The organism is Bacillus sp. GM2, assembly GCF_056155945.1.
This window is the reverse complement of the sequence record NZ_JBRKSZ010000008.1, coordinates 1,052,681-1,075,556: the sequence shown is the minus strand read 5'-3', so window position 1 is coordinate 1,075,556 and position 22,876 is coordinate 1,052,681. Positions and strand designations below refer to the sequence as shown.

Annotated in this window: 21 protein-coding genes; 5 read left to right on the top strand and 16 right to left on the bottom strand. The window is 45.5% G+C overall.

What is annotated here, in order from left to right:
- Window positions 1–39: 39 nt before the first annotated feature.
- Window positions 40–1,920, bottom strand: a complete 1,881-nt coding sequence (htpG, locus tag ACVC9U_RS20150) for a molecular chaperone HtpG (RefSeq protein WP_020453552.1) — start codon at window positions 1,918–1,920, stop codon at window positions 40–42.
- Window positions 1,921–2,350: 430 nt separating this feature from the next.
- Here htpG and ACVC9U_RS20145 point away from each other — a divergent pair, with 430 nt between their 5' ends.
- The gene (locus tag ACVC9U_RS20145) at window positions 2,351–3,889 is read left to right on the top strand and encodes an ABC-F family ATP-binding cassette domain-containing protein (protein ID WP_020453553.1); all 1,539 of its coding nucleotides are present in this window, start codon (window positions 2,351–2,353) and stop codon (window positions 3,887–3,889) included.
- Between the two features lie 32 nt (window positions 3,890–3,921).
- On the opposite strand, the gene yidA is transcribed toward ACVC9U_RS20145, so the two are convergent.
- From yidA to ACVC9U_RS20125, 4 genes are all read right to left on the bottom strand, one after another.
- Window positions 3,922–4,734: a sugar-phosphatase gene (gene yidA, locus ACVC9U_RS20140; RefSeq protein ID WP_441391422.1), complete on the bottom strand. Its 813-nt coding sequence runs from the start codon at window positions 4,732–4,734 to the stop codon at window positions 3,922–3,924.
- A 155-nt stretch (window positions 4,735–4,889) separates the two neighbouring features.
- Window positions 4,890–5,939, bottom strand: coding sequence for an iron-containing alcohol dehydrogenase family protein (locus ACVC9U_RS20135; RefSeq protein ID WP_020453555.1), 1,050 nt, complete (start codon window positions 5,937–5,939; stop codon window positions 4,890–4,892).
- Entirely contained in the window at window positions 5,939–6,589 is a 651-nt protein-coding gene (locus ACVC9U_RS20130) for an MtnX-like HAD-IB family phosphatase (RefSeq protein WP_020453556.1), read from the bottom strand. Before ACVC9U_RS20130 ends, ACVC9U_RS20135 begins: the two co-directional genes overlap by 1 nt.
- A gap of 147 nt (window positions 6,590–6,736) precedes the next feature.
- Window positions 6,737–7,198, bottom strand: coding sequence for a DUF3052 domain-containing protein (locus tag ACVC9U_RS20125; protein WP_441391421.1), 462 nt, complete (start codon window positions 7,196–7,198; stop codon window positions 6,737–6,739).
- A 173-nt stretch (window positions 7,199–7,371) separates the two neighbouring features.
- Here ACVC9U_RS20125 and ACVC9U_RS20120 point away from each other — a divergent pair, with 173 nt between their 5' ends.
- Entirely contained in the window at window positions 7,372–8,331 is a 960-nt protein-coding gene (locus ACVC9U_RS20120; RefSeq protein WP_043054517.1) for an iron-hydroxamate ABC transporter substrate-binding protein, read from the top strand.
- A gap of 24 nt (window positions 8,332–8,355) precedes the next feature.
- On the opposite strand, the gene ACVC9U_RS20115 is transcribed toward ACVC9U_RS20120, so the two are convergent.
- Window positions 8,356–8,757 carry a hypothetical protein gene (locus ACVC9U_RS20115; RefSeq protein ID WP_020453559.1) on the bottom strand — a complete coding sequence of 134 codons (402 nt, stop codon included), beginning with the start codon at window positions 8,755–8,757 and terminating at the stop codon, window positions 8,356–8,358.
- Between the two features lie 192 nt (window positions 8,758–8,949).
- Between ACVC9U_RS20115 and ACVC9U_RS20110 the strand changes: the two genes are divergently transcribed.
- Window positions 8,950–9,237, top strand: coding sequence for a VOC family protein (locus tag ACVC9U_RS20110; protein WP_043054518.1), 288 nt, complete (start codon window positions 8,950–8,952; stop codon window positions 9,235–9,237).
- Between the two features lie 16 nt (window positions 9,238–9,253).
- Here ACVC9U_RS20110 and ACVC9U_RS20105 read toward each other — a convergent pair whose 3' ends face one another.
- From ACVC9U_RS20105 to ACVC9U_RS20070, 8 genes are all read right to left on the bottom strand, one after another.
- On the bottom strand, window positions 9,254–9,406 hold the full coding sequence (locus tag ACVC9U_RS20105) for a FeoB-associated Cys-rich membrane protein (RefSeq protein WP_026580385.1): 153 nt from the start codon (window positions 9,404–9,406) through the stop codon (window positions 9,254–9,256).
- A 15-nt stretch (window positions 9,407–9,421) separates the two neighbouring features.
- Window positions 9,422–11,434, bottom strand: coding sequence for a ferrous iron transport protein B (gene feoB, locus ACVC9U_RS20100; protein ID WP_441391420.1), 2,013 nt, complete (start codon window positions 11,432–11,434; stop codon window positions 9,422–9,424).
- Window positions 11,431–11,658 carry a FeoA family protein gene (locus tag ACVC9U_RS20095; protein WP_020453562.1) on the bottom strand — a complete coding sequence of 76 codons (228 nt, stop codon included), beginning with the start codon at window positions 11,656–11,658 and terminating at the stop codon, window positions 11,431–11,433. Before ACVC9U_RS20095 ends, feoB begins: the two co-directional genes overlap by 4 nt.
- 183 nt (window positions 11,659–11,841) lie before the next feature.
- Window positions 11,842–12,930: an acyltransferase family protein gene (locus ACVC9U_RS20090; RefSeq protein WP_020453563.1), complete on the bottom strand. Its 1,089-nt coding sequence runs from the start codon at window positions 12,928–12,930 to the stop codon at window positions 11,842–11,844.
- Between the two features lie 171 nt (window positions 12,931–13,101).
- Entirely contained in the window at window positions 13,102–14,988 is a 1,887-nt protein-coding gene (locus tag ACVC9U_RS20085) for an FtsX-like permease family protein (RefSeq protein ID WP_441391419.1), read from the bottom strand.
- Window positions 14,963–15,727 carry an ABC transporter ATP-binding protein gene (locus tag ACVC9U_RS20080; protein WP_020453565.1) on the bottom strand — a complete coding sequence of 255 codons (765 nt, stop codon included), beginning with the start codon at window positions 15,725–15,727 and terminating at the stop codon, window positions 14,963–14,965. The genes ACVC9U_RS20085 and ACVC9U_RS20080 overlap by 26 nt, the downstream gene beginning before the upstream one ends.
- Window positions 15,728–15,818: 91 nt before the next feature.
- The gene (locus ACVC9U_RS20075; protein WP_020453566.1) at window positions 15,819–16,826 is read right to left on the bottom strand and encodes a sensor histidine kinase; all 1,008 of its coding nucleotides are present in this window, start codon (window positions 16,824–16,826) and stop codon (window positions 15,819–15,821) included.
- Entirely contained in the window at window positions 16,823–17,530 is a 708-nt protein-coding gene (locus ACVC9U_RS20070) for a response regulator transcription factor (RefSeq protein WP_020453567.1), read from the bottom strand. The genes ACVC9U_RS20075 and ACVC9U_RS20070 overlap by 4 nt, the downstream gene beginning before the upstream one ends.
- A 181-nt stretch (window positions 17,531–17,711) precedes the next feature.
- Here ACVC9U_RS20070 and ACVC9U_RS20065 point away from each other — a divergent pair, with 181 nt between their 5' ends.
- Window positions 17,712–18,098 (top strand): YxeA family protein, encoded by a 387-nt coding sequence (locus tag ACVC9U_RS20065; protein WP_441391418.1) that lies wholly within the window; start codon window positions 17,712–17,714, stop codon window positions 18,096–18,098.
- 28 nt (window positions 18,099–18,126) lie between these two features.
- Here ACVC9U_RS20065 and ACVC9U_RS20060 read toward each other — a convergent pair whose 3' ends face one another.
- Both ACVC9U_RS20060 and ACVC9U_RS20055 read right to left on the bottom strand, forming a co-directional pair.
- Entirely contained in the window at window positions 18,127–19,812 is a 1,686-nt protein-coding gene (locus ACVC9U_RS20060; protein ID WP_441391417.1) for a methyl-accepting chemotaxis protein, read from the bottom strand.
- 162 nt (window positions 19,813–19,974) lie between these two features.
- Window positions 19,975–21,399: an alanine/glycine:cation symporter family protein gene (locus ACVC9U_RS20055; protein ID WP_020453570.1), complete on the bottom strand. Its 1,425-nt coding sequence runs from the start codon at window positions 21,397–21,399 to the stop codon at window positions 19,975–19,977.
- A gap of 313 nt (window positions 21,400–21,712) precedes the next feature.
- On the opposite strand from ACVC9U_RS20055, the gene ald reads away from it, so the two are divergent.
- On the top strand, window positions 21,713–22,843 hold the full coding sequence (ald, locus tag ACVC9U_RS20050) for an alanine dehydrogenase (RefSeq protein ID WP_020453571.1): 1,131 nt from the start codon (window positions 21,713–21,715) through the stop codon (window positions 22,841–22,843).
- Window positions 22,844–22,876: the final 33 nt, after the last annotated feature.

The following is a 22,876-nucleotide window of genomic DNA, read 5'->3' as shown; positions in this document are numbered from 1 at the left end:
ATACATCTCGCCTAAAGCTGAGATGTATCTTTTTTATTTTTATGCCATCACTTTGCATATATCATTCGTAAATTCAACGGGGTCTTCGATTGGCAAGCCTTCTATCAGCAGCGCCTGGTTGTACAGGATGCCGGTGTACAGCTTGAATTTATCTTTGTCGTTTTCAAAAGCATCCTGCAGTGTTTTGAAGACTTCGTGATTTGTATTGATTTCCAATGCTTTATCAGCCTTTACGTGCTGGTTGTCAGGCATTGCGTTTAAGATTTTTTCCATCTCGATGGTGACTTCTCCGTCAGCGGCAAGGCATACAGAGTGTGTCTTCAGCCGTTTTGACGCCCTTACGCTTTTCACTTTTCCATCCAGGGTCTTTTTCATCTCTTCAAAAAGGTCTTTGTATTGGCTGTCGTCCCCGTCTGATTGATTTTGCTCATCATCGTTTTCGATTCCGAGGTCGCCGCTGGATACCGACTTGAATTCTTTTTCTTGATAATTCGCCAGCATTTTGATGGCGAACTCATCGATGTCCTCGGTGAAATAAAGGATTTCATACCCTTTTTCCGAAACCAGCTCGGTTTGAGGAAGCTTTTCAATTCGGTCATACGAGTCGCCTGACGCATAGTAAATGTATTTTTGATCTTCAGGCATTCTGGATACATATTCATCAAGGGTGACCAGCTTTTTCTCTTTTGATGAATAGAAAAGCAGCAGGTCTTTCAGCATATCTTTATGAGCTCCAAAATCATTGTATACCCCAAATTTAAGCTGTCTGCCAAACGATTGATAAAAAGACTCGTATTTTTCTCTGTCATTTTTCAGCAAGCTTTTCAGCTCATTCTTGATTTTTTTGCTGATGTTTTTGGCAATCAGCTTCAGCTGCCTGTCATGCTGGAGCATCTCCCTCGAAATGTTGAGCGATAAGTCTTCTGAATCGACCATTCCTTTGACAAAGCTGAAGTGGTCAGGCAGCAGGTCCGGACACTTTTCCATGATCAGTACACCGTTCGAATACAGTTCAAGACCCTTCTCAAATTCCTTCGTGTAGTAGTTGAACGGAATATTTTCAGGGATGAATAAAATCGCATGATATCTCACTGCGCCGTCCACGCTTGTATGGACGTGAGCGAGCGGCTTGTCAAAACCGTAACGCTTTTCCGTATAAAACGCCTCGTATTCTTCATCTTTCAGTTCGCTTTTGTTTTTTCGCCAAATCGGCACCATGCTGTTGACTGTCTGTTCTTCCTGAACTTCTTCAAATTCATTTTCAGCGTCTTCTTTCGGCTTGTTAACGGTGACATCCATCTTGATCGGATAGCGGATGAAATCAGAATATGTTTTGATGATCGCTTTTAAGCGATGAACATCCAAGTATTCATCATAGTTTTCGTCGTCTGTATTTTCTTTCAGCTTCAAAATGACATCGGTTCCCGCTGATTCTTTCGCAGCCGGTTCGATCGTATAGCCGTCGGCCCCCGCTGATTCCCATTGATACGCTTCATCGCTGCCATGGGCTTTTGTCATGACGGTGACGGTGTCCGCAACCATAAAAGCGGCGTAGAAACCGACGCCGAACTGGCCGATAATATCGTGCCCGTCTTTTAATTCGTTTTCTTGTTTAAACGCAAGCGAGCCGCTCTTGGCAATGGTTCCAAGATGTTCTTCAAGCTCTTCTTTCGTCATGCCGATCCCGGTGTCCGCAATCGTCAGCGTTCTGTTTTCTTTGTCTGCGGAGATTTTTATGTAGTAATCATCTTTGTTAAACGTCAGTGAATCGTCTGTCAGCGCTTTGTAGTAGATTTTATCGATGGCATCGCTCGCATTGGATATCAGCTCCCTTAAAAAGACTTCCTTTTGGGAATAAATCGAGTTGATCATGATGTCCAGCAATCTCTTGGATTCTGCTTTAAATTCTTTTTTAGCCATCTGTCTCTCTCCTCTTTTGCTCATATGATATACATATATCGTTCGATTCTGTTCACAAATTAAATAACACACTGCCTGCACGATGTCAATTCATATGGCAGCGGTTTGACAACCGGCACTCCGCTTCATATAATGTGTGGTGAAGGTAAATTTGACCAAAACGAGGTGGAAAGGAATGAAAATCTTATCAACTGTTCTTAAAAGAGAATTGGCTTAAAGACGGGAGAAGTCTGCCCTTTTTTAGACAAGCCATCTCGGGAACAGTTTGATATGATTTGACATCCTTTCTTGCTGTATTTTAAATATGTAGCGGGTAAGGTGTAGTTTGCCTTACCCGTTTTTTTTGCCGGACAGGATAGCGAGGCTTCACGCTGTTCTCTTTTGATGGCTTGTTTTTTCAAAAAAAATAAGCCTGAAGGAGAGAATCACCATGAGTATTGTTCATGTCACGAATCTGACCCATATATATGGAGACCGTATTATCTTTCAAGACGCCGGGTTCCGCCTGCTGAAAGGCGAACACGCCGGCCTTGTCGGTGCAAACGGAGCCGGAAAATCGACATTGCTGCGGATTTTGACAGGCAGCCTTCTGCCCGATCACGGAAACATTGAATGGCAGCCAAACATTCGGGCCGGCTTTCTTGAACAGCATGCCAAGCTGACGAAAGGCACAACCATCCTTCAGTACATGGAGCAAGCGTACGACCGGCTGTTTGAAATCGAAAAGCAACTGAATCGGCTTGCCGAAAAAATGGCCGACGCCGAAGACAATCTGGAGGCCATTTTGAAAAGATACGGAGAGCTCCAATCCGAACTGGAGAGTTCAGGATTTTACCAAATCGGAACGAAAATTGAGGATGCCGCTCAAGGCCTCGGCTTTACGGAAATCGGGCTTGATCAGGATGTCGCGGCTTTAAGCGGCGGGCAGCGTACGAAGCTCCTGTTGGCCAAACTGCTGCTTGAAGAACCTGATGTGCTGCTGTTGGATGAGCCGACCAACTATTTGGATGCGGCCCATATTGAGTGGCTGACGGGGTATTTGAAAAACTATAAGCACGCCTTTCTCGTGATCTCACATGACGAACACTTCTTAAATGAGATCACGACGGTGACATTCCATCTGGAGCATCAAACGATCAAACGGTACTCCGGCAGCTATCAATATTTTCTGAAGGAATATGTGCAAAGCAGGGCACAGGCTGAAGCCGCATACGCCAAACAACACAGGGAAATTAAAAAGCTAGAGGGGTTTATCGACCGGAACAGGGTCCGAAAGGCGAAGCAGGCCAAAAGCAGGGAGAAAGCATTAAGCAAAATCAAGCGAATCGAAAAACCGACAGATTCTTATGTCCCCAGCTTTTCATTTAAAACGGGGCGAAATCCGGCGATGACCGTACTCAAAACGGAAAATCTTGAGGCGGGCTACACCGTTCCATTATTTAAGCCTCTTTCTCTGACCGTAAAACGGGGCGATAAAATCGCCATTACCGGAGAAAACGGCGCCGGAAAATCGACGCTCATTAAAACGCTGCTCGGTGATCTCAAGCCTCTTAGCGGCACCGTCACAGCAGGACAGCATTTACAGGCGGCCTATTTCAGACAGGAAAGTCCGGCTTCTCATCATACACCGCTTGAAAAATTGCGGGCGTTCTTTCCTGATCTATCGGAAAAAGACATCAGGCAGACGCTCGCGATATCCGGTTTGACGCCAAAGCATATCAGCCAGCCCCTTGCTACGCTAAGCGGCGGTGAACAGGCAAAGGTCCGGCTGGCGGAACTGATGCTTTCAAACAGCAATCTGCTTGTTCTTGATGAACCGACAAACCATCTTGACACATCGGCAAAGCGTGCGTTAAAGCAAGCGCTCTGCGACTACAAGGGAACGATTTTGCTCGTTTCCCATGAACCGTCTTTTTATGAAGACTGGGTGACTCATATTTGGCGGATTGAAGCATGGCGCCGCAAATAGGTAAAAGCCGGCCTTTCGAAGGGCCGGCTTTTTCATTTGGACAATACAAGCTCATGAATGGCGTGAGCAACGCCGTTTTCGTTATTCGTACGCGTTTCATAATCGGCCGAAGCTTTTACCTCAGGGATCGCATTCCCCATGGCGACTCCGCATCCAGCCCATTCGATCATCGACATGTCGTTTCCGTTGTCTCCAATACAGATCACTTCTTCTTGCGCGATGCCTAATATGTCGGCAAGCTGCTGAACGGCATTTCCTTTACTTGCCGCAGGGTGAAGAATTTCATAAAAGAACGGCGAGCTTTTCACCATTGTATAACGTTCCTTGACGTCTTCCGGTATTGCTGCGATCGTCCGATCCAGCTTTTCCGGTTCATCAATGTACATCGCCTTTGGCGCGAGAAGGTCTTTCGGGATTTCTTTGATCGTCCGGAACCGGAGCGGCACTTTGGTGACGTATGATTCGTGAACAGTATACGGGCTGATTTCCCGGTTTGGCGTATATAAATAAGCAGAATCAAAAAAATGCATCGGCGTATCAAGCTTTTGGCTAAGCTCATATAACGATTTCACATCATCATAGCCCAGTGTCAGCTCTGACACGACTTCTTGAGTGTGCGTATTTTGAACGAGCGCTCCGTTATAGGCGATGACATAATCGCCGTCTTCATTTAGATTCAGTTCTTCCAGATAGCGGCTTACACCGCCGAGAGGACGGCCCGTGCAGAGAACGATTTTGACGCCTTGCTTTTTTGCAGCATGCAGGGCATTCCGAACTTCCTCTGTTACTTCATGAAGATCATTCAACAATGTTCCATCCATATCTATCGCGATTAGTTTGTACATTTTACACTCTCCCTGATCAGAATCGAGCCCTAACGTCGTACTTATGACCCATACCTTCTTTATTGTATCACAGCTTTTCCCCGTCATTTTCGTCTGATGCCCACGGAAAAAACGCCTTACAGCAAATAAGGCGTTTTTCGAGCCGCTTGGCCTGCTTAAAATATTTCCTGCAGAATCGGATCTTCATCAAGGATGCGAAGCGCTTTTTCGCGATAGCCGGCTTCATGCAAGTACGTATAGCGGTTCGGCTTGACAGTGTGCGACAAATTGATCGCTTCGCGAAACTCATCTTTGTTCAGATTCAGTGTTTTCACATATTGAAAAAAGCCTGTTCTCGTAAACACCTTTTCAATCCGCTCAGCCCGGTGATCCTGTACATGAGCCATGATGTAGGTGGCTACCCCGACTTGAATGCCGTGCATCTGCGGTTTTTCCGCAATTTTGTCCAACGCATGGGAAATCAGGTGCTCAGAACCGCTGATCGGCGCGCTGTTTCCGCTGATTTCCGTGGCGATGCCTCCCATTGTCAAAGAGCTGACAAGCTCTTTTAAAAAGATCGGCTGTTTAATATCCTGCATCGGTGTACGGACAAAGCTGTTGACCGCTTTCTTGCTGAGCATCGACGCAAACGCATTTACATCGCTGACCCCGTGCCGCTCTTCAAACTCCCAATCATAAAGTGCCGTAATATTGGACATCAAATCGCCGATCCCCGCCAAAATAAAGTGCTCCGGCGCTTTTTGAATGATACTCAAATCAGCTATGATTCCATACGGAACCCTTGCCGGCACGGTTGTTTTTTTTCCTTCGACTTGAAGCGAGCAATTGCTGCTCGCAAACCCGTCATTGGATGCCGACGTCGGAATGCTGATGAACGGGGTCCGCTTGGAAAAAGCGATGTATTTTCCGCAATCGACAACATACCCGCCGCCCATGGCAATGATGACATCGTAATTCCCGATTGAAAATGCCTGCTTCAAAAGCTCCTGTATGTCCAGGTTGGACGGCAGCAAAACAGCTTCTACTTTGACATGTTGAAAGGCGGCTTTTAATGAGTGCTCATACTGCTGATAGGAAAAATCGTCAAAAAACATGATCGCCTTGTCAAACTGATGCTTTCTCAATATCTCATCCAACCGGCCAAGCACGCCTTCACTAATGTCCAAAACCGCGGGAATGGCTATGCTGGTAACCTGGCGCGGCATTAGACGATCCGCCCTTTTTCTTTAAGATACTGTTCAATGTCTTCAAATGTTTCAACGGCTACAAATGGCACCCCCTGCTGACGAAGCAAATCCTGGAGCGCATCCTTTGCAAATGTTACATCCGCAAATTTAGCCGGGTGGGAATCCGGTTCACTGTCACCTGCAAAATAAATCGTCTCGTACTCTTCTTTCAGCTTCTGAATGACCTTTGATTTATCAATCCCATAGCGCTCAGAGTAATGCCAATGATTCTCATCAATGTCCAAATGAACATTGTCTTCTTTAAAAAAGCCTTTATTTGAAAAGACCTCAACGTCTGTAATCCCGTATTTCTTTAAAATATAATGAATGTAATAATTCGTGCCGGCGCTTAAAATGTAGAAATCGCCGCCGTTTTTCTGGACATGCTGAATGAAGTCTGGCACATATTCATCAATTGGTATGGAATGAATGTCATCAATGATTTTTTGCTCGCTTTGATGAATTGAAGCAAAAACAGTTCCCAAAAACTCGATATCTTTTAATTCTCCGGCCTTCCACTTCTTGAACAATTCACGGCCTTCCGGAAAATATTTATCAATGACCATCCAGTAAAAATCCTGTTTGGAAATCGTCCCATCAAAGTCTGATACAAATGCCCATTTCTTCATACTGCATACCTCTTTTCTATGGTATTTTAAAAGATTAGATTCATTATACAAAAAGTTTGCGAAACATTGAACATAATATTATTTCTTTTTTGTGTACTTTCGTTCACAAGCTGAATCATCTGCCTCTCTGAAAAGAGACATATATGATCATTCTTGATCTGTACGCTGTTTACCTTTTTCCGTCACGGCAAATTTGCGCTTCATCGTTTTAATGTTTTCCGTCTTGCGAAACCTGAGCGCAGACCAATCTTCATCTATTGCAATTTGCCGAACCGGTTCATAGCCTTGGTCCGCAAGCAGTCCGGCTACTGTGTCGCGGCTGCAGTCCGATCCTTTGTAGACTTTCGAAGATTTTTTCGGGTAGCAAAGCCAAAACAGTCCGTCTTCAGCCAGATGACGCTCAGCCTCTTTAGCTAAAGCCTGCAACTTTGCGTTGGTCGCTGCGAATACCTGAACAAAATCGTACCGGTCAGCTTCGGCCTGATGATCGACATGGCCTTGAAATTCAGCCATGATGCCGCTGTATGCCTCTGGCGGATTCACGATCAGTACAGGCTGTCCATTATCCTTGAACTGCAGTTTTTTGATCACCGTGTTCGTTTCTGCCATACTTCATCAATCCTTTTTCTGTTTATAGTAACAAATTAACCAAAACAGCACTAATCATACTTAGCAAAAAAAGTGATAGACGAAAGAGGGATTCATTTGCTATATTTACATTGATAATGCGAATCATTATCACTTAGATAATTTCATATGCTTTATATCAACAGGAGGGTCAAGTGAAAAAGAACTTATTGATAATCGGTTTAGTTATGCTGTTGTGTATCGTGATCAGCGCCTGTGGAGGCGGCAATTCGTCAAACAGCAACAAAGAAAAAGCGTCTGAAGAAACGACAAGAACATATCAATCAACGCGTGGAAAAGTAGACATTCCAACACATCCAAAGCGCATCGTGACAGACTTTTATGCCGGTGAACTGTTCACGGTCGGCGCCAATGTCGTCGGCTCCGGCTCGTGGTCTTTCTCCAATCCGTTTTTAAAGGACCGTATGAAAGATGTGACAGATTTAGGCGACCCAATTAATGTGGAAAAAGTCATGAAACTGAAGCCGGATTTAATTGTTGTCATGAACGATGAAAATTACGACAAACTGTCCAAAATCGCACCGACCGTTGTGATTCCTTATAATACGGCGAAAAATGTTCAGGAAACCGTTAAGATGTTTGGCGACATTGCAGGAGCTAAAGAAGAAGCTGAACAATTCCTTGCCGATTTCGAACAGAAATCGAAATCAGCAAGGAAAAAAATCGCTCAAGTCGTCGATAAAAAGGCTACTTTCGGTATTTATGAAAACACAGAAAAAGGACAATTCTGGGTGTTCAATGACAACGGCGGCCGCGGAGGCCAAGCCGTGTACAACGCGCTCGGCTTAAAAGCGCCTGAAAAGATTCAAAAGGACATCTTCAAAAAAGGCGACATCAAAGAACTATCCTTGGAAGTCGTACCTGAATATGCTGCCGACTACATGTTTGTAACAGACTATAACCCGAACGGCGACAGCAAGACGCTGGACAAACTCAAGCAGTCTTCCATTTGGAAAAACCTTGACGCCGTCAAAAACAATCGTGTCTTTATCAACGACTTTGACACGTTCTACCCGTACGATCCGATCTCTGTCAGCAAACAGGTTGATTTGATTACGGAAATGCTGGTGAAGCGTGAGAAAGAGAATAAGTAAAAAAGCTGGAATTTCCAGCTTTTTTTATTGTTTTCTTTCTTGAATGTTTGAAATCTTAAAAGCAAATTGAAAGATAAAAAAGAAAGGAATGTAGAAAAGAAAAAACATCAATATTTGAAATGATAACCCTTCCAAAGTAAATGGATAAGAAATGTCATGAAACAGAAAAGATAATGCCATCCAAACGACAAAGGCAAACAACCCGGCTTTAAAGCCAAGTCCCCTCTTTTTTCTCAACAGACCTTTGCTCACAAGCCTAATAGAATAATAGCCGCTGCCAATGAAAAAAAGAATGATCAGTAACAGATTGCTCGGTATCTCGTATGAGGTCGTGATAAAGATGGAAATAAAGATGAGTGAAAGAAGAAGCACAAACCCTTCATATCCAACTTTTCTTTCCTGGTCAGCCTTTTGATTTTCACTCATTACGTTCGCCTCCTCTCTACTATTTCTATTTAAACCAACAGAAACCATGTTAACAATAAACATCCATGAAAACAATGATTTAACACGCATGCCCCCCGCTGTTTCACGTGAAACAAAAAACACAGCGAAAAATAGATATTTTGGAATCAATTGCGTAAAATGAAAATAATGACAAAAAAGGGAGGGATCATGATGGGAATCAAAAAGGTTGGACAAATTGGGGTACCGGTTCAAGACCGCGGCGGGCTGCGGCTTCTTCTCAGTCTCCCGGAAAAAGATGAATTTGCTCATGCAAGCTCCGTCATCTATTTTCAAGTTGAAGATTTGCCGGCAGTATATAATGAAATCGCTACAAAAGGCGTTTCTTTTCCAATAGAGCCGCATGTGGCGGCGAAAATCGAGCAAACGGAAACCTGGATGGCCTTCTTTAAAGATACCGAAGGAAATACCCTCGCTTTGATGAGTGAAATGCAAGTCTAAAAAACAGCTGAGCACCTCAGCTGTTTTTCACATCATCACAAGCCGATTGACACGTACGATTTAATTCACAGGCGGCGCATTTTCCTTTCCGGCTTCGTCTGACAAATTTAATAAGCGTCCATGCCGCATAACCGAAGATGAGCGCTCCGATCGTGATATTAAACAACATGCCCTCACATCCTTCCTATGATAACCCAAGCAATCTTCCGCCCTGATAAATCAAGAACGCGATCGCATACGCAATGGCCAGTCCGTAAACAATGGACAGGAACATCCACTTTTTCGAGTTTGTTTCTTTTTTAATCACCGCGACTGTCGCGAGGCATGGTACGTATAAAAGAACGAAAGCCATAAATCCGTAAGCGGCCAGCGGTGTAAATTGCTCAGCCATCATGCCTTGCAGCTGGGCTTCAGGTACGAAATAGATGATGCTCATCGAAGCAACGACAACTTCCTTCGCCAGAAAACCGGTTAATAGTGATGCCGCTGCCTGCCATGTGCCGAACCCCAGCGGCATCAACAACGGTGCGAGCACTCCGCCGATCATTGCTAAAAAGCTGTCATCCATCTCAACGCCCGTTCCACCGGGCCCTGTATACGATAAAAGCCAAATGAGGACAGAACCGCCAAAAATGTAAGTCCCGGCTTTGCGGACGAAACCTTTGCCCTTTTCCCATGTTGCCCGCCACAATGTACGCGCTTGAGGCAAACGATAAGGCGGCAGTTCAATCACGAAAAACGACTTTTCTTCTTTGAGCTTGGATGAGGATAAAAACTTCGCCAGCACCAGCGCCGCAGCAATGCCCAGCACATACAAGGTCAGGACGACGAAAGCCTGATGAGCCGCAAAAAAAGCCCCTGCAAACAAAGCATAAACCGGCAGCCTTGCCGAACAGGACATAAATGGCGTCAGCATAATCGTCAAAAGTCTTTCCTTAGGCTGCTCTACAGTTCGTGCAGCCATGACGCCCGGAACATTGCAGCCGAAGCCGATGATCAGCGGTATAAAGGCTTTACCGTTTAAACCGATCGCCTCCATCAGACGGTCCATCACCATGGTCACACGCGCCATGTACCCGGAATCTTCGAGCACCGAAATGAAGAAAAACAGAATAAAAATCTGCGGGACGAAAACGAGGACACCGCCGACACCGGCAATGATCCCATCGAGAATGAGCGCCTCGATAAACGGGCTGGCTCCCATTGCCGACAGTGCCGAAGCCGTCCATTCCGTCAGCGGTCCGCCGATGAAACCGTCCAGTGTATCAGACAATGGAACACCAAGCCAGTCAAACGTCAGCATGAACATGAGATACATGAACAACAAAAAAATCGGAATGCCAAGCACCGGATGCGTAACGATCTGATCCACGCGTTCAGTCAGCGTCTGTTTTCGATCTGACTGATATTCAACAGAGGATGACATGATGCGGTCAATCCATCGTTCTCTCTCATTGTAAATATGCTGATGCAGCGATTTTGCGGATTGTTCCTGAAGAAGGCGTTTTTCTGTCTCCTCGTAAATTTCCTTTAACCGTTCGCTGTCGGCCGCGTCTTCCAGCTGCTCTTTCATTTTCGAGTTGCCTTCCAAATATTGAAGAGCCATCCACCGTTTTAAAACGCCGGGACGTTCCGGTATGATCGACTCGATCCTGCCAATCGCTTCTTCTACTGTGCTTCCGTAATTGATGACGAGCGGCTTTGTTCTCTTTTCTTTTTCAAGAAGCAAATGCCGGCTCAGTTCATCACACCCTTTGCCGCTACGGGCAATCACAGGAATCACCGGAACATCTAGCGCTGCAGACAACTTTTGATGATCAATGAAGACGCCTCGCTGTCCTGCGACATCGATCATATTTAAACCGATTGTGAGCGGATGACCAAATTCGAGGAGTTGCACAGTTAAGTGCAAATTCCGCTTTAATTGGGATGCATCGACAATATTCAATATGTCTGAAAATGATTCGTTGAGCAGGAAGTCAGTGACGACCCCTTCATCGCGGGACAGCGGGCTCAATGTATAAACGCCGGGGAGATCGACCATCATTCCTTGTTTATGGCGAAGCAGTCCCACCTTTTTCTCAACGGTCACCCCGCTCCAATTTCCGACATACTCATAGGAGCCTGTCAGCGCATTAAACAATGACGTCTTCCCCGTATTCGGATTTCCGAAAAGGGCAATCTGCCGGCTGTTCATAGTTTTTCAATCCTGATCTTTTTTGCTTCTTCAAGCCGTATGCCGAGGCACTGTCCGCCTGACTCAAACATGAACGGTCCGCCAAACGGCAATTTCCGCTGCACGCAAATTTCAGCTTCTTCTTTCATCCCGAGCTGTATGAGCCTGCGCTGAACAAGTTCATTCACTTCTGAAAAATCTATGATTCTTGCTCTCTCTTTTTGTTTTAATTCAGCTAAAACCATTGTTGAGGCCTCCACCTTATGAAAATGATAATCGTTATCATAATATGATTATAGGCAATAAGCCACCTTCCATTTAAAAGAAGATGTGTCAAAACCGGAACATTTTTGCGAGAATATAAAAAAGCGAAAAGCTCCGGCGGTGCAACCTGCCGTTCTGGCTTTTCGCTCTATCAATCTAAGTCGTTAACCGGCATGATGGCTCACTTTTTGCTCGATTCTCCTCTTTTTCGGCACGTAAATTTTTCCGACAAACATATAGCCGTACTTCAATTTATTTACAGCCCAAGATATGAAAACCGCAACGCCTGTAGAGATCGAAAACAAGAGCAAAACAGCCGAAACCGTACCGATGCTTTCAAAGCTCGTTAAAATGACCAACCCGAAAATCAGGATAAAAGCGTGCAATAAATAAATAGAAAAAGAATAGTTGCTGATCATCATGATCAGCTTCGGCACCGACTTCAGTTTTGAAAACAGGTGAAAGCATAAGAAAATGATGCTTGTTGAATAAAGCAGGATATCCGGACGCTTTGACGTCACTGCGATGTCTTGTCCGAAGTAGGAAACCGCTACAATGAAACATCCGGTCACAGCAGCCGCTGCATATACCGCATGCCTGTATCGTTCCAGCAATGCCAAAAAGCGCTCGTAATTTTTGCCGCAATAATAGGCCAAACAAAAATAAAAGAGCCAGCCGGGAAACGGCACCCATGAAAAAGGAAACGGCGCCTCTTCCTGTACAACCGGAGGTTGAATGAACGTGAAATAGCTCAAATAAGCCGCTGTGACCGCAAAAGAAATCGAAAGCACCCATTTAGGCGACGCCTTTTGCAAAAATGAATGGAAGCACATGTGCAACAAGTAAAATTGAAAAATGACGAGGATGAAATATCCGATGAAATTCCCCAGGAAAATATTCGCCAACAGTTTTTTTAAAATGACCGATGCATGAAATTGCTGCATCATCAGACCAGCGGTCATAAAAGCATCCAAAACAGCGATAAATAGAAAAGGGATGAAAATCGTTTTAAACCGCTTTTTTAAAAACCCTTCCGGAACGCCGCCAGGGTAAGCATGCGCGAGCAAAAATTCGGAAATAAAAATAAACGCAGGCGTACTGAACATCAGAAGCGTCCTGAAAGATTCAACAACCCGGAAAACCGTATCTCCAAGCATGTCCGCCCGCACCATGAGCACCATCGATATCGCATGAAGCAAAACAACGCTTAAGCAGGAAATAAAGCGAATAACAAATATTTCTTTTACCTGCAAATCGATCACTCCTCTTTCAAATTTGAAATAATATCAAATTAACATAATCATCCAAATGAAGAAAGAGGCAAAATACATAGGTCCCAAATTTTCCGGCTGCAAGTATAAAAAAAGCTTGTAGAAAAACACAGGTTTCTCTACAAGCTTCGGTTAGACGCAGTCTAATCTTTTTTAAATCGCCGCTTTTATCTGTTTTGTATAGTAGAAGCGGACAATGAAGTAATATATAACCTGGATGGCGAAGAACACGCCGAGCACCATTGCAGATTCCTTGAAGAGGTTGTACTGAAAGGCATGCGATAAAGCGGTCAGCGCCACAGCTCCATGGACAAGGGCAACAGCGATAGGCGCGAAGAACAGAATGCCGATCTGCCTGTTCAGCACTTTATGCAGTTCCCGGTCTGTTAAGCCCATTTTGGCAATCGATTTGAATTTCTGCTTATCATCGTCCAAATCAGTGTACAATCGGAAGTAGAGAAAACTTCCTGCTGAAACGAAGAAGACGATTCCGATAAACAGTCCAACAAATAATACCGGGCCATACCCTTTGCTTATATCATATACCTCATAATCTACAGCCGCGAAATAAATCCGATCCAGTTTCTTTTGCAGAACCTCCCCGGCTTTCACTAAAGCCATGCCGTCAGATTCTTTTGCCTGCCAGGCATAGAACCGGTTTTCGCTTTTCGGTTTTTTCAACTGTGCGAAATCTTTGTCTGTCACAATATAATAACTGTTTTCAGATAACGCTTTTGAACGGACCGTTTTGTCAGCCTGCAGCTTTTGTCCGGTTGCAAGAGGGATTGATGAAGGGAGCGGCTGGTCGTCTTCTCCCTCTAGGCCAACCTTGACATCATACTCGGCAGCTGCGGCTTTCCCTTCTTCAAGCTTGACGTGGTCGGCCCCGACCAGATCGGCAAACTTGTTATAGTCAGATTCTTTCACAATCAGCATGTCATGGCCATCGACATCGAAATATTGAAGGACAGCTGATGCTTTGTCAGTTTTGATATTTCGTTCTTTTAGCGTGTCGTTGATGAAAGCCACGTCTTGTTCGGTGTCTTTGTTTGTTTTCGGCGGTTTATACGAGAACGTATGCGGGTTCATATCTTTAATTCCGTTTGTCAGCAGAGTTTGGAAACCATACAGCGTCCCAATCGCACTGAACGCGACAGTAGAGATAATGGCCACCATAAAAAACGTCCGCGCATTGTCTTTCATCCGGTAAGACAGATCAGAAAACAAAATCATATTCGTTTTCCGCCAAAACAGGCTTTCCCGTTTTTTGAGCCTGCGGATCACATAAACACTCAGCTGCGTAAACAGCAGATATGTGCCGATAATGACAACAATCGTCACCGGAACCATCGCCACAAGAACGCCTATTTTCTTGACAATCAAAGCGGTGTAATAGCCTCCGGTAAGCAGAACAGCTGCAACCACTGTAAGCAAGGCAGATGCTTTCGGCTCCCCTTTGGAGATTTTGTTTCCTTTTAGCAGAACAATCAGCTTCTCGCTCCTGAGCACAAATGACACAAGAAAAGAAATAAATAAGAACAGGCCGTTAAAAGAAATAAACGTCACAATGATCGCCATCAACGGAAAATAAAAATCGAGCTTGTTATCAATAATCAGCACATTTTCCGCTGTGAGCAGTATCAATTTGGCGAAGACAAGTCCGAGCACAATCCCGCCGATTGTCGCAAAAAAGCCAATCAGCATATTTTCAAGAAATACCATCATGCGAATTTGGCGCATGGACATCCCCTGGATCATTAAAACGCCGAATTCCTTTTTTCTCGATTGAAGAAATGAACTCATCGAGTACAGCACAAAGAAAAAAGAGAAGACAAAAATAATGCCGCCGGCGACCAACAGGCCAAAGGATGCATGCTGCCCGATGCCGGAAGTCAAAGAATCACTGGTCATCACCGGGTGGAAAGCAAAAATCGCAAATGCGAAAAAAACCATCACTGTAAACATGCTGCTGAGAAAATAAGCGGCATACAGCCTTTTGTTGCGAATGACGTTGTTAAACGCGAACTGACGAAAGGTCATTTGCATCCCCTCCCAACAAGGACAGTGTATCGAGAATCTTTTGGAAAAACGCTTGGCGGTTATCGCCGCGGTTGATCTCCGAATACAGCTTTCCATCCTTAATAAAGACGACCCGGTTGCAATAGCTTGCCGCCTGAGGGTCATGCGTGACAAGCATCATGGTCGCTTTTTCGTTGCGGTTGATCGATTCAAGCATTTCCATCACATCTTTGGATGACTTTGAATCAAGGTTGCCTGTCGGCTCATCGGCAAGCAGAAGCTTCGGCGAATGAATCATCGCTCTCGCTACAGCAGCGCGCTGGGCCTGACCGCCCGAAATCTCATATGTGCGCTTTTTCATAATGTGGGTAATTCCAAGCTTTTCAGCTAAATCGTTTGCCCTCCGCTTCATTTCCCTGACCTTTTCACCGTCAAGCGTCAAAGGAAGTACGATATTTTCTTCAACGGTTAATGTCGGCAGAAGATTAAAGTCCTGAAACACAAATCCCAGCTCTCTGCGGCGAAATTTAGCCAATTTTTCTTTTTTGAGAACATGCGGGTTTTGGCCGCTGATCAATATTTCGCCCGTCGTCGGTTCATCGATCGTTGCAATCATATTTAATAGGGTCGTTTTTCCGCTTCCGGACGGCCCCATGATGCCGACGAATTCACCTTTATCAATCGTTAGGTTAATATCCGTTAACGCGCGATACGCAATTTTTCCTTCGTAAATCTTACTGGCTTGTTTGACCTGAAGCATCACAAGATCCCCTTTCACCTTTAACTTTTGATCTGTGATCAGTTTACCTAAATTTCTTGTTGATGAACTATCGATTCTTCTTTCACTTTCATTACATCGATGTAAGGTTTTGTGTAGCCGTGAAAATCAGCCGGATTGTCGTGCCTTGCCCTTCTTGTGAGTCAAGTTCGATTCGGTGTCCAAGCTGGTCAGCCGCCGCTTTTGCCAAATAGAGACCCATTCCGGTTGATTCTCTGAAACGGCGTCCGTTTTCTCCTGTGAAAAACGGGTCGAATACCCGCTTTTGATCTGTATCCGGGATGCCGGCGCCGAAATCTGTCACTTCCAATACCGCCTCCGAATCGTTTTCACCAATAGAAATAATAACCGTATTGCTTTTTCCCGCTGAGTATTTGACCGCATTGTTGACAAATTGGGAAATGATGAAAAACAGCCACTTTTCATCTGTTTCGACTGTGATGCCTTTTTTGACTTCCTTGAACTTAGGATAAACTTGACTGCGAATATAGAAGCGCTTGTTTTCACGATTGACCTCGTGAACGATATCCGCCAATGCGACCGGTTTTATCCGGAAATCCTGCTCGATCGTCCGCAATCTGGCCATATAGAGAATCGTATTGAGGCCCGTTTTCATCCGTTCGGTCTCCTCGCGGATGCTTGATGATTCCGGTTCATCCAAATTTTGAGCCGTCAGTTCGATGACCGACAGCGGCGTCTTCATTTGGTGCACCCATTGATCCATGAAGGTCAAATGCTCTTTTTGTCCAAGCTCCAGCTTCTTTAATTCTTGACGGTATTGCCTGTACTGGCTTTTCAGCAGCTGTTCAAGCGCTTCTGAAAGAGGGGATTGGGGCTGATTCGATTGCCTGAAGGTGTCATCCAATGATTCCAGCCCGCTCGTCATCCGTTTGTAGAACTTCCGGCGCGTATAGTAATGGTAGAAAAGATAGCAGACAAGAAAGAAAAAGCCGAGAAAAACGGCATAAAAAGCCGGCCTGATGTGCTGATACCCATCAAGCCAGTACACCGACAGCATCGTGATAAACTGCAGCACTTGCACGGCAATCAACAAATAGTGTTCTTTGAAAAAAAGCTTCATTCCTCTCCCGCCTTCACCCAGGATATATTCAAGCGGTAGCCTGCGCCCCGCACTGTTTCCACCGCATCTTCAATTCCGAGCTCCTGAAACTTTTTTCTGACGCGTGTAATGTTGACATTAAGCGTGTTTTCATCCACATAGGCCTGATCATCCCACAGTTTGGCCAGCAAATCTTCCCGGCCGGAAATCCTCGGGTGGCGTTCCATTAAGCTTTCGATAATATCGGCTTCTTTTTTCGTCAAAGCAGCCGTTTGACCGCCGAATGTCAGTTCAAGTCTTTCCGGATACAGCCGCAGTCCTTCTTTTTCGAGAAGCCGTTCCTCCGCTTTTGCTGCATACTCCCCGTAAGCTCTGCGAAGCTGGCTGCGTATTTTTGCCATCACGATTTCGGCGTGAAACGGCTTGGTGATAAAGTCATCCCCGCCGTTTTCCAATGCCATGACCTGATCCATTTCGCCCGTCCGCGCCGAAATAAACAAGACAGGGCAAATCGATTCCTGGCGGATTTGCCGGCACCAGTAATAGCCGTCAAAGCTCGGCAAATTAATATCAAGCAGAACAAGATCAGGCGCCGTGCTTCTGAACTCATCGATGACACGGTCAAAGTCTTTCACGACATGAACGTTGTATCCATATTTGACAATATGCGATTTTAACAGATCGGCAATCTTCGGGTCGTCTTCTACAATCATCACTTTTTGCATCTCGGTCTCTCCTTTTGTTTGGATATATTATGACACGAAGCTGTCTGATAAACAAAAGCCGCCGCGATTCGTCCTACCTTACAATCATGTAATTGTACTGTAATATGAATCAATTTCTTCTCCTTGCGCCTTTTTTATAAAATAATACCATTCACAAACTGAATGAAAGAGGAGAAGGTATATGAAGACACGGGCAGGCGGCCTGATTGCCGCGGTTCTGATCGCCGTTGCCGGCGTTTTTATTGCCGGTGTTTTTATCCTGCAGAAAGCGACAGGGGGCCTTGTGCCGCTGGCCGATCATTTCATACAAGGCCAGGGAAAGCCTGAGGCTTATTATCTCAAAGCCGAAGATCATGCAGAAAAGCTGAATAACGGAAAGTACAACTACACATTAACCGGATATGACGCGAGCGGACACAAACAGCAGATTGAAGCAGAGGGGGACGAAAAACTGCGTCCCGGCGCTTTCATCAAAGTATGGGCGTACGGAACGAAAGCCGGAAGCTTGACTGAAGTACACGAAGAGGAAATCCCCGAGGGCGCTTTGGCTGCCATGAAAACCAATTAAAACCCCATCGCCGGATGGGGTTTTCTGCTTAATATTTAAATCGATTGATAATGGTTTGAAGTTCTTCAGCCAATTGGGACAGCGATTCCGCTGCATATGAGATTTCTTCCATTGAAGCCAGCTGCTCCTGGGTTGAGGAAGCAACCGCTTTTGTGCTGGCTGACGTTTCCTGTGATCCGGAAGCTAATGTTTGAATGGTGTTTTGAACCATTTCGACACCTGATGTCAGCTGCTGAGTAGAAGCTGCGACTTCTTGGATTTGAGAAGCAACCTGTTCCACCAAGTTCAAAATTTCGTTGAAATTGCCGGTTGTCTCCTGGGACAGAGCGATTCCGGAGCTGACATTTTCTTGAACGACTTTAATATTATTCACCGTTTCTACCGATTCATTTTGGATCGTTGTGACTAACGATTGAATATGGTTCGCCGATTTATTCGTTTCGTCCGCCAATTTCCGGACCTCTTCCGCCACGACGGCAAACCCTTTTCCTTGTTCTCCCGCTCTTGCTGCTTCAATTGCCGCGTTTAGCGCCAGCAAATTCGTCTGCTCCGAAATATCGGTGATAAGCGAAGAAATGTTGCTGATTTCCGCCGTGCTGGACACGAGCGCCTCGAGGCCGCTGCCGGCTGAGTCGACGGATTTATCAATGAAGTTCATTTGCTCGAGCATTTTATGAACGGATTCGGAGCCGATTTCGGCTTTGTCTCTCATCGAAGACGACAGATCCGCTATGCTGCCTGTATTGGAGGCAACGGATGATAAACGGTCCAGCAATTCATGAATCGATTCCGAGCTCTGTTCTGTCATTTCGCTTTGCGTCATATTGCTGTCAGCAATCGCCTGCATCTCTTCCGAAATCAGTTCGGAGGTCGATTTCGATTCCTCCGCGCTTGCCGACAACTGTTCAGAGGATGCGGCGACTTGCTCAGACGAACTGCTGATCTGCTTCACAATTTGCGTCAGCGACTGAACAAAAGCATTGAAAGAATTTGCAAGCTGGCCGAACTCGTCTTTATTTTTGACGATCACTTTCTTGGTTAAGTCCGCCTCACCGTGAGCGATGTCCCCAAGCTGCTGATTCAGGCTTCTCAACGGTACCAGAATAGACTTCAAGAGCAGCAGACTCAAGACAATTCCAACTATGGCTGATACTGCTGTGACAGTGATGATGACCCATTCGCTCATCGTCCCGTTGGCGCTGATCTCTGCTTTCAGATCTTCCACCTCTTGTTCCAGGCTTTCGACCAGCTGGTTGACAGACGGATCGAGGACTTCTTTTCTTAATGTTCTTTCCTCTCCGAAATGAATCGATTCAGCTTTTTTAGAGCTTGAAGCGTAAGACTGTATAACTTGTTGATTTAAACCCCAATAAGCCTTAAAATTTTCTTTAATTTCTTCGACGTTCGCTTTGTATGTGTCTTCCCGGATCAGTTTTCCTGCGCGGTCAAGACTCTTTAAAACATCGTCGGCCTTGTCCTTCATTCCTTCACTGTATTCATTATCTCCGGTCATAATAAGGCCTCTTTCGTCATTCGACAAACCGGTCAGACGATATTGAATATGCTTAATCTCTTTTTGAAATTCCATCTTGTCCTTAAGTTCTTCATTCTTTTTCACCGTAGAAGAAATCATAAAAACAGAGGAACCTCCGATTCCAATAATGGAAACGACTAAAATTGATATAATTCCCAGCAGTTTTGTTTTTACTTTCATGATGGTGATCCTTTCTCCTTTATGTCATCAATGATAAAATGCAATTTTCAAATTAAAGATCTTCTTCATTTCATAGTATCGACATTTTTCGTCAAAATTTGAGATCTTGTATGATTGTAAACAAAGAAAAAGCTCTGCCTGGAAGGCAGAGCTTTCAATTGATTAATGAATTGGTTTACTTGGCGGACCCGCCGATTTGGTATGTTCATAGAAGTGATGAAAATAATCATTTGTCTCTGCTTTGATAACTTTCCAAAGCAGCAGGATGGCGATCAGGTTTGGAATCATCATCAGCGCATTCGCCATATCGGCAAATGCCCAGACGGTGACGAGGTTGGCGACCGTCCCGATGCCGCAGGCGAGGATGTAGACCAGCCTGTAGCCCGCAATTCCTTTGGAACCGGCCAAATACTCGAAGCATTTTTCTCCGTAAACATACCAGCCGACAATTGTAGAGAACCCAAAGAAAATCACCGACAGCGACACAATATATTCGCCTGCCGCGCCGAGTACTGAGGCAAATGCCGCGCTCGTCAATGCCCCGCCTTCAAGGCTGGCATTATGGGCCACGCCGGATATCAAGCCGCCAGACGGATCCCAGAAACCGGTAATAATAAGGGTTAAACCGGTCATCGTACACACCACGATCGTAACGATAAATGTCCCGGTCATTGCGACGAGCGCCTGTTTTACCGGATGATCTGCACGCGCATTTCCGGCGATTAGCGCAGCCGTCCCAAGGCCTGCTTCGTTTGAAAAAATGCCGCGGGACACCCCGTTCCGAACGGCTTCAGATACGGCAATTCCAAGGAAACCGCCGGCTGCTGCCACAGGGTGGAAAGCATAATAGAAAATCAGTTCAAAAGCCGGAATAATCTTGTCATAATTCAAAATCAGAATCAAGATCGCCCCGCCCATATAAAGAAAAGCCATGATCGGCACAAAGAAGCTGGCAACCGTGCTGATCCGCTGGATGCCGCCGAAGATGATGATGCTGACAAGAATGACGAGAATCAGCCCTGTCACCCAGTTTTCGATACCGAAGCTGTTCTTTGTAATATCGGCAATCGTATTGGATTGGACGCTGTTGCCTATCCCCAAAGCGGCAAAAGCTCCAAACAGCGCAAAAGCGATGGCGAGTCCTTTAAATCTGCGTCCGAGTCCGCGTTCGATATAATACATCGGCCCGCTTGAATATTCCCCTTTTTCATTTTTTACGCGGAATTTAACAGCAAGCAAGGCTTCCGCGTATTTCGTTGCCATGCCCAACAGCCCGACAACCCACATCCAGAAGATCGAACCCGGTCCGCCGAGTGTCAATGCCGTCGCGACACCTGCGATATTTCCGTTTCCGATCGTGGCGGCGAGCGCTGTCATTAAAGCTTTAAAATGGCTCACATCCCCTTCGGCAGCTGCGTCTTTGCTGTCTTCCTTGCCAAATCCGATCTTAAACGCATAGATCAGGCGGCGAAATTGCAGTCCTTTTAAAACAAACGTTAAAAATAAGCCTGTCCCAAATAATAAAATTAAACTGGGCGGCCCCCATAATACCTTATTAATCTTGCCTAGTATTTCTAAGATATCCATATGACTCACTCCCAACAAAGATAACGCTTTCATAGCTGCAAGAGATATTCTATCACAACGAAATATGGTTATGTTTGTGAAACGACACAAAATGTAATCCCTTACATTTGTTTTTTTAACAAAACTATTTTTTAAAGAAAAAAATTTTAATAGATAACTCCTCATATCAATCCTTTCACTTCATTCAACGTTCACCAATTTGTTAAATTTCACAAAAAAGCGCTTACATTTTTAATTTTACACACGATGCTCTTGCCGGTTCAGAGATTTATACTAGCGGTAGAATCATATTTCATTTGAGGGGGACGACATCATGATCATTGGAATTCCGAAAGAAATTAAAAACAATGAGAACCGTGTAGCCATTACGCCGGCCGGAGTAGTCGCGCTTAAAAAAAGCGGTCATCAAGTTTTAATCGAACAGGGAGCCGGACTTGGAAGCGGCTTTGAGGATGCTGACTACAAAGCAGCCGGGGCAGACATTTTGGTTGAAGCGAAGGATGTATGGGCAAAAGCGGATATGGTCATGAAGGTGAAAGAGCCGATCAGCTCTGAATACGGCTATTTCCGAAAAGGACTTGTTTTATTTACGTATCTGCACTTAGCAGCTGAGCCTGAGCTTGCGAAAGCGCTTGTGGACAGCGGCGTCACAGCCATCGCCTACGAAACGGTCGAAGTGAACCGGACGCTTCCGCTCCTGACTCCAATGAGTGAAGTCGCCGGACGCATGGCTTCACAGATCGGCGCGCAATTTCTTGAGAAATCAAAAGGCGGCAAAGGCATCCTGTTATCAGGCGTACCCGGCGTAAAACGCGGCAAGGTTACGATCATCGGCGGCGGAGTAGTCGGTACGAACGCTGCCAAAATCGCAGTCGGACTTGGCGCTGACGTCACTTTGATCGATTTGAGCGCTGAGCGCCTCCGCCAGCTCGATGACCAGTTCGGCAAAGACATTCAAACGCTTATGTCCAACCCGCTCAACATTGCGGAAGCCGTAAAAGACTCTGACCTTGTCATCGGCGCCGTCTTAATCCCTGGTGCAAAAGCGCCGAAACTTGTCACAGAAGAGATGATTCAGTCGATGTCCCCAGGCTCAGTTGTTGTAGACGTGGCGATTGACCAGGGCGGCATTATTGAAACGGTTGATAAGATCACTACGCATGACGATCCGACTTATACGAAGCACGGCGTTGTCCATTATGCAGTCGCCAATATGCCGGGAGCCGTTCCCCGTACTTCAACGATCGGCTTAACAAACGTCACTATGCCTTACGCTTTGCAAATCGCAAATAAAGGCGTTGAACAAGCAGTCGCCGAAAATCAGGCGCTCGCTCTCGGCGTCAACGTTGCAAACGGAAGCATTACCTACAAGGCCGTCGCGCGCGACCTTGGATATGAATACGTATCTGTAGAAGATGCATTTCAAACGGTAACCGCTGGTTAAGCGGACCCTATCTTTCTGTCAATTGAATGAAAA

Coding starts and splice junctions, on each gene's coding strand:
- htpG (WP_020453552.1), bottom strand. CDS start 1,920: ATGGCTAAAAAAGAATTTAAAGCAGAATCCAAGAGATTGCTGGACATC.
- ACVC9U_RS20145 (WP_020453553.1), top strand. CDS start 2,351: ATGAGTATTGTTCATGTCACGAATCTGACCCATATATATGGAGACCGT.
- yidA (WP_441391422.1), bottom strand. CDS start 4,734: ATGTACAAACTAATCGCGATAGATATGGATGGAACATTGTTGAATGAT.
- ACVC9U_RS20135 (WP_020453555.1), bottom strand. CDS start 5,939: ATGCCGCGCCAGGTTACCAGCATAGCCATTCCCGCGGTTTTGGACATT.
- ACVC9U_RS20130 (WP_020453556.1), bottom strand. CDS start 6,589: ATGAAGAAATGGGCATTTGTATCAGACTTTGATGGGACGATTTCCAAA.
- ACVC9U_RS20125 (WP_441391421.1), bottom strand. CDS start 7,198: ATGGCAGAAACGAACACGGTGATCAAAAAACTGCAGTTCAAGGATAAT.
- ACVC9U_RS20115 (WP_020453559.1), bottom strand. CDS start 8,757: ATGAGTGAAAATCAAAAGGCTGACCAGGAAAGAAAAGTTGGATATGAA.
- ACVC9U_RS20110 (WP_043054518.1), top strand. CDS start 8,950: ATGGGAATCAAAAAGGTTGGACAAATTGGGGTACCGGTTCAAGACCGC.
- ACVC9U_RS20105 (WP_026580385.1), bottom strand. CDS start 9,406: ATGTTGTTTAATATCACGATCGGAGCGCTCATCTTCGGTTATGCGGCA.
- feoB (WP_441391420.1), bottom strand. CDS start 11,434: ATGAACAGCCGGCAGATTGCCCTTTTCGGAAATCCGAATACGGGGAAG.
- ACVC9U_RS20095 (WP_020453562.1), bottom strand. CDS start 11,658: ATGGTTTTAGCTGAATTAAAACAAAAAGAGAGAGCAAGAATCATAGAT.
- ACVC9U_RS20085 (WP_441391419.1), bottom strand. CDS start 14,988: ATGACCTTTCGTCAGTTCGCGTTTAACAACGTCATTCGCAACAAAAGG.
- ACVC9U_RS20080 (WP_020453565.1), bottom strand. CDS start 15,727: ATGCTTCAGGTCAAACAAGCCAGTAAGATTTACGAAGGAAAAATTGCG.
- ACVC9U_RS20075 (WP_020453566.1), bottom strand. CDS start 16,826: ATGAAGCTTTTTTTCAAAGAACACTATTTGTTGATTGCCGTGCAAGTG.
- ACVC9U_RS20070 (WP_020453567.1), bottom strand. CDS start 17,530: ATGCAAAAAGTGATGATTGTAGAAGACGACCCGAAGATTGCCGATCTG.
- ACVC9U_RS20065 (WP_441391418.1), top strand. CDS start 17,712: ATGAAGACACGGGCAGGCGGCCTGATTGCCGCGGTTCTGATCGCCGTT.
- ACVC9U_RS20060 (WP_441391417.1), bottom strand. CDS start 19,812: ATGAAAGTAAAAACAAAACTGCTGGGAATTATATCAATTTTAGTCGTT.
- ACVC9U_RS20055 (WP_020453570.1), bottom strand. CDS start 21,399: ATGGATATCTTAGAAATACTAGGCAAGATTAATAAGGTATTATGGGGG.
- ald (WP_020453571.1), top strand. CDS start 21,713: ATGATCATTGGAATTCCGAAAGAAATTAAAAACAATGAGAACCGTGTA.